General features: G+C 72.1%; 15 protein-coding genes. 5 read left to right on the plus strand and 10 right to left on the minus strand.

The genetic code is table 11. The annotated features are described in order from the left end of the window. The 4 genes from EYA84_RS10965 to EYA84_RS10980 form a co-directional block, all read left to right on the plus strand. The coding region (locus tag EYA84_RS10965; RefSeq protein ID WP_201272362.1) for an FAD-dependent oxidoreductase at nt 1-1,561 on the plus strand (1,561 nt) is incomplete at its 5' end. 20 nt (nt 1,562-1,581) lie between these two features. Further along, complete coding sequence (locus EYA84_RS10970) at nt 1,582-2,862, plus strand: ABC transporter substrate-binding protein (RefSeq protein WP_131052928.1); 1,281 nt, start codon at nt 1,582-1,584, stop codon at nt 2,860-2,862. 8 nt (nt 2,863-2,870) lie between these two features. Next, nucleotides 2,871-3,818 (plus strand): carbohydrate ABC transporter permease, encoded by a 948-nt coding sequence (locus EYA84_RS10975; RefSeq protein ID WP_131052929.1) that lies wholly within the window; start codon nt 2,871-2,873, stop codon nt 3,816-3,818. Continuing rightward, nucleotides 3,808-4,650, plus strand: coding sequence for a carbohydrate ABC transporter permease (locus tag EYA84_RS10980; protein WP_131052930.1), 843 nt, complete (start codon nt 3,808-3,810; stop codon nt 4,648-4,650). The genes EYA84_RS10975 and EYA84_RS10980 overlap by 11 nt, the downstream gene beginning before the upstream one ends. A gap of 46 nt (nt 4,651-4,696) precedes the next feature. Here EYA84_RS10980 and EYA84_RS10985 read toward each other — a convergent pair whose 3' ends face one another. Next, the gene (locus EYA84_RS10985; protein WP_131052931.1) at nt 4,697-5,704 is read right to left on the minus strand and encodes a hypothetical protein; all 1,008 of its coding nucleotides are present in this window, start codon (nt 5,702-5,704) and stop codon (nt 4,697-4,699) included. 676 nt (nt 5,705-6,380) lie between these two features. On the opposite strand from EYA84_RS10985, the gene EYA84_RS10990 reads away from it, so the two are divergent. Continuing rightward, nucleotides 6,381-7,415: an LCP family protein gene (locus EYA84_RS10990; protein ID WP_131052932.1), complete on the plus strand. Its 1,035-nt coding sequence runs from the start codon at nt 6,381-6,383 to the stop codon at nt 7,413-7,415. A 5-nt stretch (nt 7,416-7,420) separates the two neighbouring features. On the opposite strand, the gene EYA84_RS10995 is transcribed toward EYA84_RS10990, so the two are convergent. The 9 genes from EYA84_RS10995 to EYA84_RS11035 form a co-directional block, all read right to left on the minus strand. After that, entirely contained in the window at nt 7,421-8,275 is an 855-nt protein-coding gene (locus EYA84_RS10995; RefSeq protein ID WP_131052933.1) for a TylF/MycF family methyltransferase, read from the minus strand. A 32-nt stretch (nt 8,276-8,307) separates the two neighbouring features. Then, a complete protein-coding gene (locus EYA84_RS11000) occupies nt 8,308-10,239 on the minus strand; it encodes a hypothetical protein (protein ID WP_131052934.1) in 1,932 nt (643 codons plus the stop codon). Continuing rightward, complete coding sequence (locus EYA84_RS11005) at nt 10,236-11,450, minus strand: glycosyltransferase family 4 protein (protein WP_131052935.1); 1,215 nt, start codon at nt 11,448-11,450, stop codon at nt 10,236-10,238. Before EYA84_RS11005 ends, EYA84_RS11000 begins: the two co-directional genes overlap by 4 nt. After that, the gene (locus EYA84_RS11010) at nt 11,450-12,391 is read right to left on the minus strand and encodes a glycosyltransferase family 2 protein (protein WP_131052936.1); all 942 of its coding nucleotides are present in this window, start codon (nt 12,389-12,391) and stop codon (nt 11,450-11,452) included. The genes EYA84_RS11005 and EYA84_RS11010 overlap by 1 nt, the downstream gene beginning before the upstream one ends. Further along, nucleotides 12,391-13,692, minus strand: a complete 1,302-nt coding sequence (locus EYA84_RS11015; RefSeq protein ID WP_161594947.1) for an O-antigen ligase — start codon at nt 13,690-13,692, stop codon at nt 12,391-12,393. The genes EYA84_RS11010 and EYA84_RS11015 overlap by 1 nt, the downstream gene beginning before the upstream one ends. Next, a complete protein-coding gene (locus tag EYA84_RS11020; RefSeq protein WP_131052938.1) occupies nt 13,689-14,849 on the minus strand; it encodes a glycosyltransferase in 1,161 nt (386 codons plus the stop codon). Before EYA84_RS11020 ends, EYA84_RS11015 begins: the two co-directional genes overlap by 4 nt. Continuing rightward, nucleotides 14,842-16,185, minus strand: coding sequence for a glycosyltransferase family 2 protein (locus EYA84_RS11025; protein WP_131052939.1), 1,344 nt, complete (start codon nt 16,183-16,185; stop codon nt 14,842-14,844). Before EYA84_RS11025 ends, EYA84_RS11020 begins: the two co-directional genes overlap by 8 nt. Beyond that, nucleotides 16,182-17,036: a class I SAM-dependent methyltransferase gene (locus EYA84_RS11030; RefSeq protein ID WP_131052940.1), complete on the minus strand. Its 855-nt coding sequence runs from the start codon at nt 17,034-17,036 to the stop codon at nt 16,182-16,184. The genes EYA84_RS11025 and EYA84_RS11030 overlap by 4 nt, the downstream gene beginning before the upstream one ends. After that, nucleotides 17,036-17,456: class I SAM-dependent methyltransferase (locus EYA84_RS11035; protein WP_131052941.1), on the minus strand; the 421-nt coding region annotated here is incomplete at its 5' end. The genes EYA84_RS11030 and EYA84_RS11035, both read right to left, overlap by 1 nt.

Below are 17,456 nucleotides of genomic sequence, written 5' to 3' on the forward strand. Positions count from 1 at the left end.
GGGCGGGGTCGCCCCCGCGCTCGCGGCGGCCCGGGCCGGTCGGTCGGTGATCCTGACCGAGGAGTTCGACTGGCTCGGCGGGCAGCTCACCAGCCAGGCCGTCCCGCCCGACGAGCACTCCTGGATCGAGCAGTTCGGTGCCACCGCCAGCTACCGGGCGCTACGCACCGGCATCCGCGACTACTACCGACGGCACTACCCGCTCACCGAACGCTCCCGGTCCTGGACCGACCTGAATCCGGGCGCCGGCTGGGTCAGCCGGCTCTGCCACGAGCCACGGGTGGCCGTCGCCGTGCTGGAACAGATGCTCGCGCCGTACCGGGGCTCGGGCCGGTTGACCGTGCTCCAGCCGTACCGGCCGGTGGCGGCGGCCACCGACGGGGACCGGGTCACCGGCGTCACGCTGGCGCACCGGGACCGCGAGGACCGCATCGACGTCACCGCGCCGTACGTGCTGGACGCCACCGAGACCGGCGAGTTGCTGCCGCTGACCGGCACCGAGTACGTCACCGGCTTCGAGTCGCGGGAGCAGACCGGTGAGCCGAGCGCCCCGGCCGAGGCGCAGCCGATGAACATGCAGGCCGTGTCGGTCTGCTTCGCCATCGACCACGTCGACGGGGATCACACCATCGACCGGCCCGCCGGCTACGACTTCTGGCGCGACTACAAGCCCGACTTCTGGGGTGACCGGCTGCTCTCCTGGCGCTCGCCGAACCCGCGCACCCTGGAGATCCTGGAGCGCAGCTTCACCCCGAACCCGGACGACGAGCCCTGGGCGGTCAACGCCGACCAGCGCGTCAACCCCGGCGACGGCAACCTGTGGACGTTCCGCCGGATCGCCGCCCGGCGCAACTTCGTCGACGGCGCGTACGCCAGCGACATCACCCTGGTCAACTGGCCGATGATCGACTACTTCGAGGGCCCGGTCATCGACGTGCCCAACGCGTCGTGGCACCTGGCCAAGGCACGCGAACTGTCGTACTCCCTCTTCTACTGGTTGCAGACCGAGGCACCGCGACCCGACGGCGGCACCGGCTTCCCCGGGCTGCGGTTGCGCGGCGACGTGACCGGCAACCCGGCCGGTCTGGCCCAGGCGCCCTACATCCGGGAGTCGCGCCGGATCAGGGCCGAGTACACCGTGGTGGAGCAGGACCTCTCCCTCGCGGTACGCGGCGCACACGGCGCCGTGCGGTACCCCGACTCGATCGGCGTCGGGATGTACCGCATCGACCTGCACCCGTCGACCGGCGGCGACAACTACATCGACGTCGGGTCCTGCCCGTTCGAGATCCCACTCGGCGCGCTGATCCCGCAGCGGATGGAGAACCTGCTGCCGGCCGGCAAGAACATCGGCACCACGCACGTCACCAACGGCAGCTACCGGCTGCACCCGGTCGAGTGGAACGTCGGCGAGGTCGCCGGTCTGCTCGCCGACTTCTGTCTGGCGCGGGGCGAGTCCCCGCGCGCGGTCCGCGGCACCCCCCGGCTGCTGGCCGAGTTCACCGACCGCGTCACGGCCGCCGGCGTCGAATGCCGGTGGCCGGAGATCGCGGGCTACTGACCCCCCGGTGAGGAGAGACGATGAGATCAGGAAAGGGAATACGCGTTGTCGCCACGGCGCTGACCGGCGTTCTCGCCATGTCCGCCTGCGGCGGCGGTGAGACGCAGGACAGCGGCCCGGCCACCCTGCGGGTCACCGTCTGGTCGGCCAACGAGGCGCATCTGGCGCTGTTCAACGAGATCGCCGACGAGTACCGCCAGAACAATCCCGACGTCACGCAGATCACCTTCGATCCGCTGCCGTTCGACACGTACACCACGGCGCTGACCACCCAGATCGCCGGCGGCAACGCCCCCGACCTGGCCTGGGTGTTCGAGAACTCGGCGCCCGACTTCGTCGCCTCCGGCGCGCTGCTGCCACTCGACGAGACCCTCAAGAAGACCGACGGCTACCAGTACGACGACATCCTGCCGGCCACCCTCAAGCTCTGGCAGGACGACGGCAAGCTGTACGCGTACCCCTTCTCCACCTCGCCGTTCGGCGTCTTCGTCAACACCGACCTGCTCAAGCAGGCCGACCAGCGGACCCCGGCCGAGCTGATCGAGGCCGGCCAGTGGACCTGGGACAACGCCTTCGGCGCGGCCGGTGCCACCCAGGCCGCGACCGGCAAGGCCGGGCTGGTGATCCGCGACTTCGACTACAAGGACTGGAGCAACCTGTCCACGATCTGGACCGGGTGGGGTGCTCGGGCCTGGAGCGAGGACGGCAGGACCTGCGGCTTCGCCGAACCCGAGATGGTCGAGGCGATGACGCGGCTGCACCGTGCCGTCTTCACCGACAAGGCGTTGCCCGGCCCGGGCACCACCGCCGACTTCTTCGCCGGTGACGCCGCCATGACCATCACCCAGATCTCCCGCGCGTCGCTGCTCGAGGACGACGGGTTCGCCTGGGACCTGGTCCCGCTGCCCGCCGGGCCGAAGGGGCCGTACGCGGTGGTCGGACAGGCCGGCATCGGAGTGCTCAAGCGCAGCCCGAACGCCGAGGCCGCCGCCGACTTCCTCGCCTTCCTCACCAACCCCACCAACTCCGCCAAGCTGGCCCAGTTCTTCCCGCCGCCGCGCCAGTCCCAGTTGACCGCCGACACGCTGGCCAAGACGAACCCGAAGCTCGAACCGGAGCAGTTGCAGAAGGTCGTCATCGACGGGATCACCAACGGCGTGGTCAAGCCCAGTCACGCCGGACAGGCCGAGATCAGCCAGCAGGTCCGCGCCGGTCTGGACCCGCTGTGGAAGGCCGACGCGGACGTCAGGGCCGTCCTGGACGGGGTCTGCGGCAAGATCCAGCCGTTGCTGGCGAAGTAAGGCGACCGATGACCCGTACGGACACCAGGGTGGACCCGGCCACGGCCGGGTCCGCCCCGGACCGGGCCCGGCCGTTCTGGACCGGCCGCCGCCGCGACCACCTCACCGGCTACCTGTTCATCGCCCCGCAGTTGCTCGGCAGCGCCGTCTTCGTGATCCTGCCCCTGGCCCTCGTCGTCTGGTACAGCCTGCACGAGTGGAACGTGCTCGCCGGCACGTTCGACTTCGTCGGCACCGACAACTACGCGGCGCTCGCCGACGACCCGAACCTCGGCTCGGTGCTGCGGGCCACCGGGCTCTTCTCCGTCGGCCTGGTGGTGTTCAACCTGGCCCTGGCCCTGCTGCTGGCTGTCCTGCTCAACCAGAAGCTGCGCGGCACGATCGTGTTCCGCACGCTGTTCTTCTCCCCCGTCGTGGTGTCGCTGGTGGCCTGGACGATCGTCTGGGGCTTCCTGTTGCAGGACAACGGCGGCGTCAACGGCCTGCTCGACACGATCGGCGTGGACGGACCGAACTGGCTGCGCGGCGAGGCCACCGCCATGTTCTCGGTCGTCGTCGTGCAGGTGTTCAAGAACGTCGGCCTGAACATGGTGCTGTTCCTGGCCGCCCTCCAGGGCGTGCCCGCCGAGCTGTACGAGGCGGCCGAGGTGGACGGGGCCAGCCGGCTGCGCCAGTTCTGGCGGATCACCGTGCCACTGATCAGCCCGACGATCCTGCTCACCTCGATCATCACGGTGGTGGGTTCGCTCCAGGTCTTCGCCCAGATCGCGGTGCTCACCCAGGGCGGTCCGGGCACCTCGACCACGGTGCTCGTCTACTACCTGTACCAGCAGGCGTTCCAGTTCCACCACTTCGGCTACGGCGCCACCCTGTCGATCGTGCTGTTCGGCATCGTCCTCGCGCTGACCGTGGCGCAGTGGCAGATGCGCAAGAGGTGGGTCTTCCATGAGTCGTGACCTGTCGCCCCGGACCAAGCTCGTGCTCTACGGGGCGCTGCTGGTGCTGGCCGTGCCCTTCGTCTTCCCGACCTGGTGGATGGTCACCTCGTCGCTGAAGCCGGTGGCGGACATCTTCGCCTTCCCGCCGCAGCTGCTGCCGGTCGATCCCCGGCTCGACGCCTACCAGCGGGTGTTCGACCTGCAACCCTTCGGGCAGCAGTACCTCAACAGCCTCTACATCGCGCTGGTGGTCACCGTCGGCACGCTGGCGGTGGCGGCCCTGGCCGGGTACGCCTTCGCGCGCATCCGCTTCCGGGGCCAGAACGTGCTGTTCCTGGTCGTCCTCGCCGGGTTGCTCATCCCGAGCGAGGTGACGATCGTGCCGTTGTTCCAGATGTTCTTCCGGCTCGGGCTGATCGACACCCACTGGCCGCTGATCCTGGTGCCGATCCTCGGCGCGCCGAGCGTGCTGGCGACGTTCATCATGCGGCAGTTCTTCCTCGCCCTGCCCGGGGAGTTGGAGGAGGCGGCCCGGGTCGACGGGTTGGGCCGGTTCGCCACCTTCTGGCGGATCGCGCTGCCGCTGTCCCGGCCCGCGCTGGGCGCGGTCGCCATCTTCACCTTCCTGCACAGCTGGAACCTCTACCTGGAACCGATCGTGTTCCTCTCCACACCGGAGAAGTTCACCCTGCCGCAGGCGCTCACCCAGTTCGTCGACGCGTACGGCGGACCGATGTGGGACGTGCAGCTCGCGGCGGCGTCGATGACGGCGCTGCCGGTGCTGGTGGTCTTCGTGATCGCGCAGAAGCAGTTCGTCGAGGGCCTGGCGCACACCGGCCTCAAGGGCTGAGCGGTATCCCGCCGACCGGCCCGCGAAGGGCCGGTCGGCGGTGTCCCTAGACCTCGCGGGCCACGCAGATGCGGGCGTTCAGGCGGGGTCCGGCCTCGTAGAGCATGTACGACACGCCGCCGTCGGTGCCGAACGCCGGTGACGCCACCCGGCCGTTGTCCGAGGCGATCGGCCGGTGGAAGACGCCGAGGTGCACCTCGCGGTCGAAGTTGTTGCCGACCTCGGTGAGGTACATGTTGCCGTTGTTGCCGTGGTACGCCAGGTACGCCGTGCCGTTGCGCTTGAGCAGGTGCGGCGCGGAGATGTCGGTGAGGCCGTCACCGGCGGGCGACACCAGCGGGTTCGGCGCGAACTGCCAATTGCTCCAGCCGTTCGGCGACCAGCCCCAGAAGATCTTCCGGGTGCCGGGTCCGATGGTGTGGGCACCCATGAAGACCATCACGTAGCGGTTGCCCTTGCCCGCCACCGAGTGCTCGAAGACCCGCGCGTACGAGGTCTCGGTGGTGTTCGGCACCAGCCGGGTCGACAGGATCGGGGTCTCGTCGGTGAACCGGACGCCGTCGGTGGAGCGGGCCACCCGGGTGGTGAAGTTCTCGCCGTGGAAGTACAGGTAGAACTGCCGCGTCGGGGCGTCCCAGATGACGTGCGGGGACGACACGTGGCTCACCGTCGTGGTCGGCAGCACCCGGTCGATGACCGGATTGCCGGAATACTCGGTGTAGGGGCCTTCGAGCCGGTTGGCGTAGGCGAGGCAGATGCCGCCCGGCGCGTCGTGCGGCGCATAGTAGAGGTAGTAGCGGCCGAGATAGTTGCTGACCTTGTCGTAGACGCCACGGACGCACGGGAAGATGAACTCCCGGGTCGGGTTGTAGCGCAACGACGCGGGCAGCGCGTCCCGGACGTACCGGTAGTTGGGGAAACCGGCGGGTGCGGCGGCGGCCGGTGCGGACGTGACGGCGAGGCCGGCACCGGTGGTCGCGGTCGCGAGACCGGCCGCCGCCACACCGCGCAGCAGCGTGCGTCGGGTGAAGGGGCTCTCAGGGGTACGGGTCATCGTTCCCTCCGTTCAGGATGGACGACGGGGGCAGGGGGACGGGACCGGGCGGGACGGGTCAGCGGACGCCAGTCACCCCACGGCGAGCGGCCGATACGCTGCGAATACTCGCCCCGAACCGGTTCATGTGATCGATGAGTCTGCGCGTGTGGTTACCCGGCGGTCAAGACGCTAATACGAATTAGCACGGCGAGTCCGCGAGCGCCCGACACATCCCGCCGCCCGCATTCGCCGTCCCGCGTCCTCGCCACCTTCTCCCCCGCCGTCCTCTTGTCCCGCCGCCGGCCCTCATCCCGCCGCCGGCCCCAGTCCCCCTCGGCCCCTTTGCTCTGCTTCAACCCACGCAACGGCCCCCTTGCGGCATCCCGGCCGTTGCGTCCGCGTAAGCAGAGCAAAGGGACCGAGGTAGGTCAGGTCGACTCCCGGCAGCCCGCCGCCAATACGCACCCTCGCCCGAGTCCACGCCCGAGTCCACGCCCGCGTCCACACCCGCGTCCACGCCCGAGTCCACCTCGCCGGGGCGCGGTCGTGACCACCGTCGCAGCGTCGGCACTTTTGCACCGATATGCACTATTTGGGAGATAATTGACCGATCAGCGGTCCGCCATGGGGCGGCCGACGGACGGTCGCCGCGTCGGCGCGAGCCCGGACCAGAGACGAGAAAGCGCTGATCGACATGACGAACGACATCGCACCGGCGAGCATCCGACGACGGCTGGCGGAGTGGCAGAAGGCCACGATCGCCCTGGTCGCGCTGCTCGGGGTCGCCTGCGCCGGGCTGGCGACGCTCGGCGTCGGCCTCAAGCACCGGTACGAGGGCCGGGTGCAGCGGGAGGACATCCTCGGTCGGGGCACCGCGCCCCGCGACGACGAGCGGTGGGCCGAGGGGCCGCTGAACCTGCTGCTGCTCGGCTCGGACTCGCGTGACGGCGAGCCGGACCAGGGCCTCTACCCGGGGCAGCGGTCGGACACCATCATGCTGGTGCACCTGAACGCCACGCGCGACGCCGCCACGGTGGTGTCGATTCCCCGGGACAGCTACGTCGACGTACCGGCGCGGGAGGGCAGCTGGGCCGGAGGCAAGAACAAGATCAATGCGGCGCTGGCGTTCGGCGGTGCCTCGTTGGCCGCCGAGACCGTGCACCGGCTCACCGGCGTGACCATCGACGGTGTGCTGGTGGCCAACTTCGCCGCAGTCCGGCGGATCGTCGACGCGATCGGCGGCATCACGGTCTGCCTGCCGTACGAGGTGCTCTCCACCGACACCGCGACCCGGTGGCCGATCGGCTGCAATCAGCTCGACGGGCGCAACACCGACGACCTGATGCGGCAGCGGCACCACGTGCCCGGCGGCGACTTCGGTCGGATCAAGAACCAGCAGTTCGTGGTACGGGCCATCGTGGAGAAGGTCACCTCGGAGAACCTGCTCACCGATCCGGCCCGACTGGACCGGGTACTGACCACCACGGCGGAGTCGTTGACCGTGGACCAGGACCTCGACCTCACCGAGCTGGTGCTGGCGGTCCGGCGGATCTCGGCGTCGTCCCTGCGGTTCGTCACCGTCCCCGCCGCCGACACCGACCTGACCACCCCGGCCGGCTCGTCGGTGCTGCTGGACGAGGAGCGGTCCGCCGCCCTGTTCACGGCGGTACGCGAGGACCGGCTCGACGAGTGGTTCGCGAGCCGGTCCGCCACGTCAGTGCCGAACTGAGCGGTTCACCTCGTCCGCTGCCAGTACCGGCAGGTCCAGTCGACCTGGTGCAGCTCGTCGGTGATGCCGTGCTCGGCCCGGAAGTCGTCGACGGCCTGCTTGCAGCCGCGTACCGCGTGGTAGTCGTCCACGATGACGTATCCGCCGACGGAGAGCTTCGGGTAGAGGCTGCGCAGCGCGACCATGGTCGAGTCGTACAGGTCGCCGTCGAGCCGGATGAGCGAGAGCCGCTCGACCGGCGCGGTGGGCAGGGTGTCCTTGAACCATCCGGGCAGGAAGTGCACCCGGTCGTCGAGGAGCCCGTACCGGCGGAAGTTGTTCTTGACCTGGTCGAGTGAGACGGCGAGGAACGGCTGCGTCCAGAGCGCGTCCTCGACGTCCTCGGTGCGGTGCGCCTCCGGCTTGGGCAGGCCACGGAACGAGTCCGCCACCCAGACCGAGCGGCTCTGGTCGCCGTACGCCTGCAACATGCCGCGCATGAAGATGACCGCGCCGCCACGCCACACCCCGGTCTCGATCAGGTCACCCGGTACGTCCTGTGCCAGCACGTCCCGCAGGCACCGCTCCAGGTTGTCGAGCCGGCGCAGGCCGATCATCGTGTCCGCCTCCGGCGGCCAGTCCCGACCGTTGGCCCGCGCGTCGGCGTCGAACGGGAACTTCAGCACCAGTTCCAGGCCGCGCCGTTGCAGCAGGTGCTTGTACCGGGCGTACACCCGGCCGTGCAGCGACGCCGCCCGGGGCTGGTACGGCATCCACGTCTCCTGGAAGACGTATCGGGTCAGCGCCTTCTTCAGCAGGTCGCAGTACAACGCCCGCGGGTCGCTGAGAGTGGACGGCAGGTGGGTGAGCGTCTCGCTCATCGGTTACTCCTTGATCGGTACTCGGTGCGGGTTCAGTTGGACGGCCAACGGGGACCGTCGGGTGTGGTGTGTCGGTGGTGGTCGAGGTCGGAGACCGGTTCGCCACGGACGTACTGCGGGGCCACCGGCGAATCCGCCGGACGGCGCAACGGCGCGGGCTCGATCGGTGCCGCCGAGGCGGACCGGTGGACCCGTCCGGACGCCTCCGCGCGCGGTGCCAACGGTCGGCCCAGGGCCGAACCGACCGCTTCGCGTCCGCCCGCCACCAGCGGAGTGGACCAGGGCGCCACGTCGTCGATCGGTGAGGGCGGCCCCGAGCGCCAACGGGCCGTGACCGCGACGTCCGGGTGGGCCTGTCGGGGTGGCGCCGGCGTGAGGTGGTCGACGCGGGCGGGTGCCGGGGTGAGGTGGTCGACGCGGGCGGGCGTCGGGCGCACGTCGGTGACCACCTCGACGGGTACGGTCTGGTCACCGCCGGGCGGCGGGCCGGTCCGGGCCGGCTCGGGCGACGTCGACGGACCCGCCGGGGACACCGGCGGTAGTTCCCGGGCCCGGTGCACCCCGCCCGAGGGCACCTCGCGGACCCGGTGCGCGCCCGACGGCACCCGCCGTACGGGCCGCAGGCTCGTGCTGCCCGGCAGGGTCGTCGGCGTCACCTCGTCGGCACCGGGACGGCCGACCCGGTCGATCGCCCCGACGGCGACGATGCCCGCCAGCGGCAGGTTCAGGCGGCGCACCAGCCGGGCCGCCCGCGCCGCCTCGGTCAGGTTCGTCTGTCCGGCCGCCACCACGAGCAGCACCCCGTCGACGTGGTCGGCGAGGGTCGCGGTGTCGCACCCGGCCAGCACCGGTGGCGCGTGCACGATCACGCAGTCCTCGGTGTCCGCCAGGACGTCGAGCAACTGGCCGAGTTCCCGCGCGTGCACGGTGGTCAGGCTCTCCCGTGGCTCGGTCGGCAGGACCGTCAGCGTCGGCAGGTCGGGCGTCGGCACCGGGGCGTGCTGTCCGGTCCGGACCTGCTGCCAGGTGAACGAGGCGTCCGGGAAGTGTCCGGCCAGGGCGGGGTCGCGGACCGCCGCGTCGATCACGGTGACCTTGCGTCGCTCGGCCGCCATGGCCAGCCCGAGCAGGGCGCTGACCAGCGTGGCACCGTCGTCGTCGTGCGCGCTGGTGACCAGCAGGCGGCGTCGGGACGAGGTGGTGAGCACACTGAGTGCCGAGACGGTGGCCCGGGTCGAGGTGGCGATCTCCCGCCGGGCGAACAGCGCGGCGGCGTGGTGGCGGGCGAACCGCTTCGGCAGGTGCGGGAGGCCGCCGACGACCGGCAGGCCGAGGCGGGACTCCATCTGCGCGATGTCGCGCAGCCGGCGGTCGAAGCGGTCGCGCAGCACCGTCGCCCCCCAGCCGGCGAGCAGGCCGACGAGCGCGCCCAGGGCGCTGTTCAACAGCGGCTTGGGGAACGCGGGCCGGATCGGCACGCTGGCGGTGTCCACCACCCGCGTGGTGACCACCGTGTCGCCGCCCAGCTTCAGGCGTTCCAACTGCTCGCCCATGGCCTGGCTGACGGCGTTCGCGATCGCGGCGGCCCGGCCGGCGGAGGCCGCGTCGGCCCGTACCGTGACGATCTGGAGGCCGGGTTCGAACGTGCCGTGCACGTTGCCGGTGACCGCCTCCTCGGGCAGACCCAGGCGGCCGGCGGCGGCGACGGCCACCTCCCGCGAGCCGATCAGCTTGGCGACGGTGGGTGCCAGGTTCTGGGCGAGCGCGAGGCTCATCTCCGCCGGGCGGTCGCCCTCGGGGGTGTCGGCCACCACCAGGACGGAGGCGTGCGCCTCGTACCGGGCCGGCAGCAGCGGCGACACCGCCTGGGCCGCCGCCAGCCCGGCGAGCAGACCGAGCAGCGGCAGGGCGATCCGCCGCCGGGCGGTGTCCAGCAGGTCGTTGAAGTCGACGGTACGCATCACGCGGCCACCTCTCGGTCCGCGTCGTCGCGGACCTTCTGACCGGCTCGCGCCGGGACGGGTATGGACATTCGTTCCTCGTGCAGTTGTCGCCAGACCTGGTCCAGCCGGTCGGCGATCCGGTCCCAGGCGAACTCCTCGGTCGCCCGGCGCAGCCCGGCCTCGGACAGCTCGCGGGCGGTCGCCGGGTCGTCGCGCAGCCGGCCGAGCCGGTCGGCGAGCGCGGTCACGTCCCCGGCGGGAAAGATGAGCCCGGCGTCGCCGACGACGTACGGGATCTCGCCGACGTCGCTGCCGATCACCGGGACGCCGCTGGCCATCGCCTCGACCAGCACCCGGCCGAACTGTTCGCGCAGCGGGATGCCGACCCACGGCAGCACGTTGCGCTGCACGATCTCCAGCGCGGGCAGCACCAGCACGCTCGTCTGCGCCAGCACGTCGGGCAGCTCGGTGTGGCCGGTCCAGCCGTACCGCCGGACCCGCCCGGGACGGCGTCGCGCGGCCCGGTCCACGTCGTCGTCCAGGCTGCCCTCGCCGACCAGCACCACGTCGCAGTCGACGAGTTCGGCCGCGCGCAGCAGGTCCAGCACGCCCTTGTGCGCCTCGAACCGGCCCACGAAGCCGACCGTGAAGGGCCGGGTGGTGTCCGGCTCGGGTCGGGGGCGGAAGATCCTGGTGTCCACCCCCAGGGGGACGATCGTGACCGCGCCCCGGTAACCCTTGACCCGCAGCACCTGCCGGGCCGCCGGGGTGATCGGCAGGACCATGTCGACCCGGCGGTACGCGTACCGCTCCAGGACCGGGAACGGCATGGGGAAGCGGATCACCACGTTCTGCGCGGCGTACAACGTCGTGGGCACCGTCGGCCAGTGCCGGCGGCACATCCGCAGGACCTGCCAGGTCGACAGGTACGCGGCCTCGCCGATGATGTGCACCACGTCCGGCGGCGGCGACACCGGCGGTCCGCTGCGTCCGCCGAAGCGGAACATGACCGAGGCCATGTGACCGGTCCGGCCCTCCCCCAGCCGGTGCGGCAGGATCTGCGCCCGGAAGCCGGGGTGCCGCCGCTCCAGGCGCTCGAACTCCCGGCGGGTGGTCGGTGACACGTCGGCCGCCAGCACGGTGAGCCGCAGGTCGGGTCGCTCGCAGAGCGAGTCGAACAGGTCGATCCAGTGCTCGGTGCGCGCTCCGACGACCGTGATCAGTACGTGCATCAGTGGTTTCCTCCGATGTGGAGACGGGTGACCGCGATCCGGCCCACCCGGGTCCAGGCCCGCATCCGCGCGATGCCGGCCCGTGGTTGCAGGGACAGCCGCACGGTGGCCAGGGCCACTCCCAGCAGCGCCCGGAGCAGGACGACGGCCCGGACGGCCTGTCGTGACCGGGGTCGGTGACGGCTGAAGAACACCAGCATGCTGCGGTAGAGGTGCGGCCAGATCCAGGCCGGGTCGCTGCTGCTCGCCCCGCCGCTGTGGATCGCGGCCACCGACGGCAGATAGAGCACCTCGGCACCGCGACGGCGGGCCTGGAGACAGAGTTCCTCGTCCTCGTAGTACATGAAGTACGCCTCGTCGAGCCCGCCGACGGCGGTGAAGAGGCTGGTCCGCACGGCGAGGCACGCGCCCGAGACCCAGTCGACCGGGGTGGGTTCGGCGCCGCGCTGACACGCCTCGTACGCCGCCCGGCGGTGCCGTCCGCCCAGCCACCGGCGTACCTGCGCCGGCACCAGCGGCCCGCCGAACCGGCTGGCCACCACGGTGCCGAGCGTCTCGAACGGATGCGCGCTGACCGCCACCCGGCCGGCGGCGTCGTGCAGTCGTGGCCCGGCGACGCCGACGTCCGGACGGCTCAGCACCGCACCGACCAGGGCCCGCGCGGTCTCCGGTGGCACCACGCAGTCCGGGTTGACCAGCAGCAGCACCTCGCTGCGGACACCGCAGGCGGCCCGGTTGACGGCGGCGGCGAAGCCCACGTTGCCCTGGCCGGACACGACCGTGACCTCGGGGAATTCGGACCGGACCAGCGCGACGGTCCGGTCGGTGGAGCCGTTGTCGACGAGCCGGACCGGCAGGCCGGCCTGCCGCAGCGCGGTGAGCGCGGCGGCGATCTGCCCCGCCGAGTTGTACGTCACCACGATCGCCGTCGCGTCGACCATCACGACACCGCCTCGGGGATCCGCGTGGGCGAGGGCAGCAGCCCGGGATCCCGGGTCCGGCGTGCCCGGACGGTCAGCAGCGCCAGCGCGGGCAGCAGCCCGAGTTCCCAGTGCCCGTCGGTGGGGGCGGCGAAGATCGCCGCGCCGAGGAAACCGCAGCACAGGGCCGCGAACGGCAGGGCCGCGCCGTCCCGGTCGGCGATCCCGGCCCGGATGCCGCGCAGCACCGGCCAGAGCACCAGGGCCAGCCCGAGCAGGCCGACGTTGGCCAGCAACGTGACGTAGAAGGCGTGGTAGACCGGGCCGACGTCGGTGAGGGCGAAGTCGGCCAGGTAGACGTCGGTGGTGGACTGTCCGAGCCCGGCGCCGAGGACCGGCCGCTGGGCGAAGACGTCCAGCCCGACGACGGACTCCGAGGCGCGGTAACCGGCGGACTGTTCGAGCCCGGTGGCGATCTCCTGCGCGCGCTCGCGGACGCCGGGATCGAGGGCCAGCAGCGCGGCGACGACGCAGCCGGTGGCGGCGGTGGCGGCCAGTCCGGTGCGGACCGCCCGGCCGCCGAAGACCAGCATGATCAGCAGGGTCACCCCGGCGGCGAGCCAGATGCCCCGGTACGAGGCGAGCACCACGTCGATGGTGAAGAAGCCGGCGAGCAGCACCGAGGCCACCCGGCGCCAGCCCCGGGCCCGTCCGGCGTACCAGATCAGGGGCGGGACGGCGAGCAGGGTGAGCAGCCCGCCGTGCCGGCCGGGGACGGTCATCGAGATGGCGGCCAGGACCGCCACGACACCGACGTAGAGCAGCCCGGCGGCGACCAGCCGGCGGTCCGTGATGAGGGTGTGCGTGGCCAGGAAGAAATAGAGCGGGAGGATCGCGATCTGGTATCCGGCGACGACGACCTCGGTGGGCAGGTTGCCGATGGCGAGGCCGTAGCAGGCGGCGGCGACGGTCAGCCCGATCACCATCAGCATGCCGGTGTCGGCGGCGGTCCGCCGGCCGCCCCGGCCGATGCCGAAGGCGTAGCGGATCAGCAGGGCGGTCGCGCCGACGGCCAGTAGCAGCAGGTGCGCCGCCACGTACGTGCGGACGTCTCCCCCGCCGACCAGGCCGCCGGCCACCGCGCCGCCGACGATCCCCACCGGCAGTACGGTCCACGGCCAGAGCAGGAAGACGGCGAGGAAGACCAGCGCACCGGTGGCGGCCAACGCCATGATCCCGGGCAGCATGGTGGCCAGCGAGACGGCGGTGCCGAGCGCGGCCCCGACGGTGGCCACGCCCACTCCGACCACGACCCGGTTCACCGGGCCAGCCCCGCGAGCAGTCGGTGCAGGTGCTCGCCCCGGGCGGCCCAACTGTTCGCGGTCGCCACCGCGCGGCGGCGGGCGAGCTGGTCCGGGGCGGTCGCGTCGGTCAACGCCCCGGCGATCGCCCTGGCGAACTCGTCGGGACCGGCGGCGAGGCGGACCACGTCGGTCAGCGCAGTCAACGCCGGCAGCGGTGTCGCGACCACCGGCTTGCCGAGCGCCAGGTACTCGTAGCACTTCTTCGGGTGCACGTAGTCCACCAGCCCGCCGATCCGGTACGGGATCACCGTCACGTCGCAGGCGCGCAGCGTCGCCGGCAGGTCGGCGTACGGGACCGGGCCGGTGAGCAGCACGTTGGCCAGGCCGGCCAGGGGCGCCCGACCGGCGGCGGTGCTCGGGCCGATCAGCAGGAACGTCCAGTCGGGGTGGGCCCGGGCCACGGTGGCGACCAGGTCGGCGTCGAAGGCCCGGGTGTCGACGGCACCGCAGTACCCGATCAGCGGCCGGGACGCCGCGACCGGGCGGGGCACGGTCGGTCCCTGCGGGGCGAAGTGCTCCGGGTCGCAGGCGTTGGGCAGCACCACCGGCGCGTGTCGACCGGCCGGCATCCGGGTCGGCAGGGCGGCCGAGGAGGCCAGCACCAGGTCGGCGGAGGCGACCGCCCGGTCCAGGCTGCGGCGCAGGTGGTGCCGGTTCCACCGGCGGGTGAAGGTCCAGTCCAGGTCGGTCGCGTCGTAGACCACGGCGGCGGCGTCGAGCCGGTCGGCGCAGGGCCCGGCCAGGTCCTCGTCCAGCCAGACCAGTCGTACGCCCGCCGGGTCGTGGCGCAGCCAGCGCCGCAGCGCGGCCACCGCCACCCGCCGGTTGACCGCGTTGGCCGTCGGCAGGTGCCGGCCGAACGGGACCGGGGTGGGCGCCACGGCGTGCCAGACGGCGGGCTCGACCCGACGCACGGTGGTGCCGGTCCGCACCCGGAGCCCCGGCGGGTCCACGAACAGCACCCGGTATCCGGTGGCGAGCTGCCGCGCCAGGGCGTGCTGCCGGTGCGCGCCGCCGTGCCAGGGCGTGGCGCTGAAGTAGACCACCCAGTCGGCGGCGGCCCCCGCCGCGTCGGGCGGGGCGGTCCGGGATTCCCGGCTGCCCAGGTCAGTCACGACCGGCCCGCTGTCTGACCGGTACCCGCCGGGCGGCCGGCAGCACCTCGTCCTCACCGACGCGGCCGAGCACCGGTCGGGCCGTGTCGTCGTCGAGCCGGAGCAGCCGGGCACCGGCCTGGCGGTCCAGCCACCGTCGTACGGCGGCGGCGGCGAAGCGCCGGTTGACCGTGTCGGCGGTCCGCCACCGTGCGCCGAAGGGCAGCGGAGTCGGCGGGGTGAGGTGCCAGGCGGCGTCGTCGATGGGGGTGATCCGGCTGCGCCAGCGTGGGCGGGGCGCCGGTGGGTCGACCAGCAGCAGGCGCCGGTCCGGGTCGTCGAGGAGCGACTCGGTGATCACCGCCTGGTCGGCCTCCGCCGTGGAGGGGGTGCGGGTGAAGACGATCAGCCAGTCCCGGATGTCGCCGTCCGGCAGCGGGCCGACGTCGCCCCGCAGGGCGGCCCGCAGATCGGCGAGGGTGAGCTGGACGTGGCGTCCGCAGATCCGCTTCACCGCGTGGTCGATGAGGACGACCAGCCGGAACAGTGCGACCCGGTGACCGGGCTGGGTCAGCCGCAGATAGCCGACGAGGCTGCCGAGCAGGTGGCGGAAGCGGATGGCCGGGCCGAGGAGCCGGCAGGAGGCGCCCCGGACGTGGGTCACCACGGCGTCCGGGAGCATCCACAACTGCTGGCCCGCCCGGTCGAGTTGCCGGGCGAGGATGGCGTCGTTCCAGTAGACCGGGAACCGCTCGTCGAAGATGTGGTGCGCGGGCAGTGCGGCGCGGCGCAGCAGCATGCAACTGCCCGAGGCCAACCGCCGGGGGCGGCTGAAGTCCTGGCCGCGCATCTGGAAGGTGTGCAGCGCCTGCCGGAACCCGGGGACCCGACGCAGCGCGGTGACCAGGGCCAGCGACGCCGGGAAGCTGGGCTGCTGCACGTAGTGCTGCTGGAAGGTGCCGTCCGGGTTGAGGTAGAGCGGGCTGACACCGGCCGCCTCGGGCCGGTCCCGCAGGAACGTCACCATGGTGGACAGTGCGCCAGGGTGGAAGGCGACGTCACTGTTGAGCAGCAGGATCAGCTCGCCGCGCGCCTGCCGGTACGCCTGGTTGACGGCGGCGGCGAAGCCGACGTTGCGGGCGTTGCGGATCAGGTGTACGCGCGGCGAGCGGGCGAGCAGGTCGGCCGAGCCGTCGCGGGAGGCGTTGTCCACCGCCACCACCTCGTAGTCGAGGTCCGGTGGCACGGTCGCGGCCAGCGACTCCAGACACTGCCGGGTCTGCTCCCGGGTGTTCCAACTGGTCAGCAGGATGGAGAGGGACGGCGGTGCGTCCCGGTGGCGGGGCTCGGGGCTCATCGGGTCACCCCCGAGGCGTCGCGGCGGGCGAAGACGCGCAGCAGGTCGCCGAGGAGCGGGTGGCGCATCCGGGGCGAGCGGCTGGCCGCGACGTCGGCGACGAGCAGGTCCCGGGCCTGCCGCAGGCGCGCCATCGGTCGCCAGTAGAACCGGGAGAAGACCGTGTCGTACGAGACGACCTCGAAGCCGGTCTGGCGCAGCATCCGGGTCAGGGTGGCCGGGGTGAAGTGCCAGCGGTGGTACTCCGGTTGCAGGCCGGGCCAGCCGTGACCGAGACGACCGGAAGCGGCCGAGGCGATGTTCGGCACCTCCAACGCCAACCACCCACCCGGCGTCAACACCTGCCGCGCCGCCCGCAGGAACCGACGCGGATCATCCACGTGCTCCAACACATGCCACGCACACACCACATCCGCCCGCAACGACGGCGCGACCTGCTCGAAATACCCCTGCCGCACCGGCACACCCAGGTGATCCACGGCAAACGCCGCCGCCACCCGAGACACCTCCACCCCCGTCACCGTGAAACCGGCACCCCGCGCCGCCTCCAGGAAATAACCACCCGCACACCCCGCCTCCACCAACACCGACGGCCCCACCACCGACGACAACCACCGCAACCGCCGCCCCGCCTCGAACCGGCGCTGCCGGCCGGAGGCGAAGTAGTCCTGGTAGCCGCCGGTCAGGTAGTAGTCCTCGTCGTACAGTTCGTCGGGAGGCGGGGCGGCCTCCGCGGTCCACCGGAAGTCGCAGTCGGTGCAGCGGCGCAGCACTCCGTCGAGCGCCGGGGCGGCGTGCCCGTCCCGGCCGCACAACGCGCAGGTGGTCAGTTCGTCGTCTCTGAGCTTCATCAGCCGTTCCGTCCGTCGCGCGGTCTGCGGGCGATCACCCGCAGGAGGTCTCCCCGCCACCGATGGGTCAGGCGCGGCGAGCGCAGGGTGATCAGGTCCGGCGGCAGCAGCCGCCGCGCGTGTCGCATCCGGTATGCGACGGGCATGTAGAACCGGAAGACCGTGGTGTCCTGCCGGACCACCTCGAATCCGGTGGCGGCCAGGAGCCTGGTCAACGAGGTCGGGGTGAAGTGCCAGGGGTGGTACTCCGGTTGCAGGCCGGGCCAGCGGTGACCGAGGCGGGCGGCGGCGGGCGAGGCGATGTTCGGCACCTCCAACGCCAACCACCCACCCGGCGTCAACACCTGCCGCGCCGCCCGCAGGAACCGACGCGGATCATCCACGTGCTCCAACACATGCCACGCACACACCACATCCGCC

Origin of the sequence: Verrucosispora sp. SN26_14.1 (assembly GCF_004307965.1) — a bacterium.
Taxonomy (GTDB): domain Bacteria; phylum Actinomycetota; class Actinomycetes; order Mycobacteriales; family Micromonosporaceae; genus Micromonospora.

What these genes read in the sequence shown, in the direction of transcription:
- EYA84_RS10970 (WP_131052928.1), top strand. Translation starts at nt 1,582, where the DNA reads ATGAGATCAGGAAAGGGAATACGCGTTGTCGCCACGGCGCTGACCGGC.
- EYA84_RS10975 (WP_131052929.1), top strand. Translation starts at nt 2,871, where the DNA reads ATGACCCGTACGGACACCAGGGTGGACCCGGCCACGGCCGGGTCCGCC.
- EYA84_RS10980 (WP_131052930.1), top strand. Translation starts at nt 3,808, where the DNA reads ATGAGTCGTGACCTGTCGCCCCGGACCAAGCTCGTGCTCTACGGGGCG.
- EYA84_RS10985 (WP_131052931.1), bottom strand. Translation starts at nt 5,704, where the DNA reads ATGACCCGTACCCCTGAGAGCCCCTTCACCCGACGCACGCTGCTGCGC.
- EYA84_RS10990 (WP_131052932.1), top strand. Translation starts at nt 6,381, where the DNA reads ATGACGAACGACATCGCACCGGCGAGCATCCGACGACGGCTGGCGGAG.
- EYA84_RS10995 (WP_131052933.1), bottom strand. Translation starts at nt 8,275, where the DNA reads ATGAGCGAGACGCTCACCCACCTGCCGTCCACTCTCAGCGACCCGCGG.
- EYA84_RS11005 (WP_131052935.1), bottom strand. Translation starts at nt 11,450, where the DNA reads ATGCACGTACTGATCACGGTCGTCGGAGCGCGCACCGAGCACTGGATC.
- EYA84_RS11010 (WP_131052936.1), bottom strand. Translation starts at nt 12,391, where the DNA reads ATGGTCGACGCGACGGCGATCGTGGTGACGTACAACTCGGCGGGGCAG.
- EYA84_RS11025 (WP_131052939.1), bottom strand. Translation starts at nt 16,185, where the DNA reads ATGAGCCCCGAGCCCCGCCACCGGGACGCACCGCCGTCCCTCTCCATC.
- EYA84_RS11030 (WP_131052940.1), bottom strand. Translation starts at nt 17,036, where the DNA reads ATGAAGCTCAGAGACGACGAACTGACCACCTGCGCGTTGTGCGGCCGG.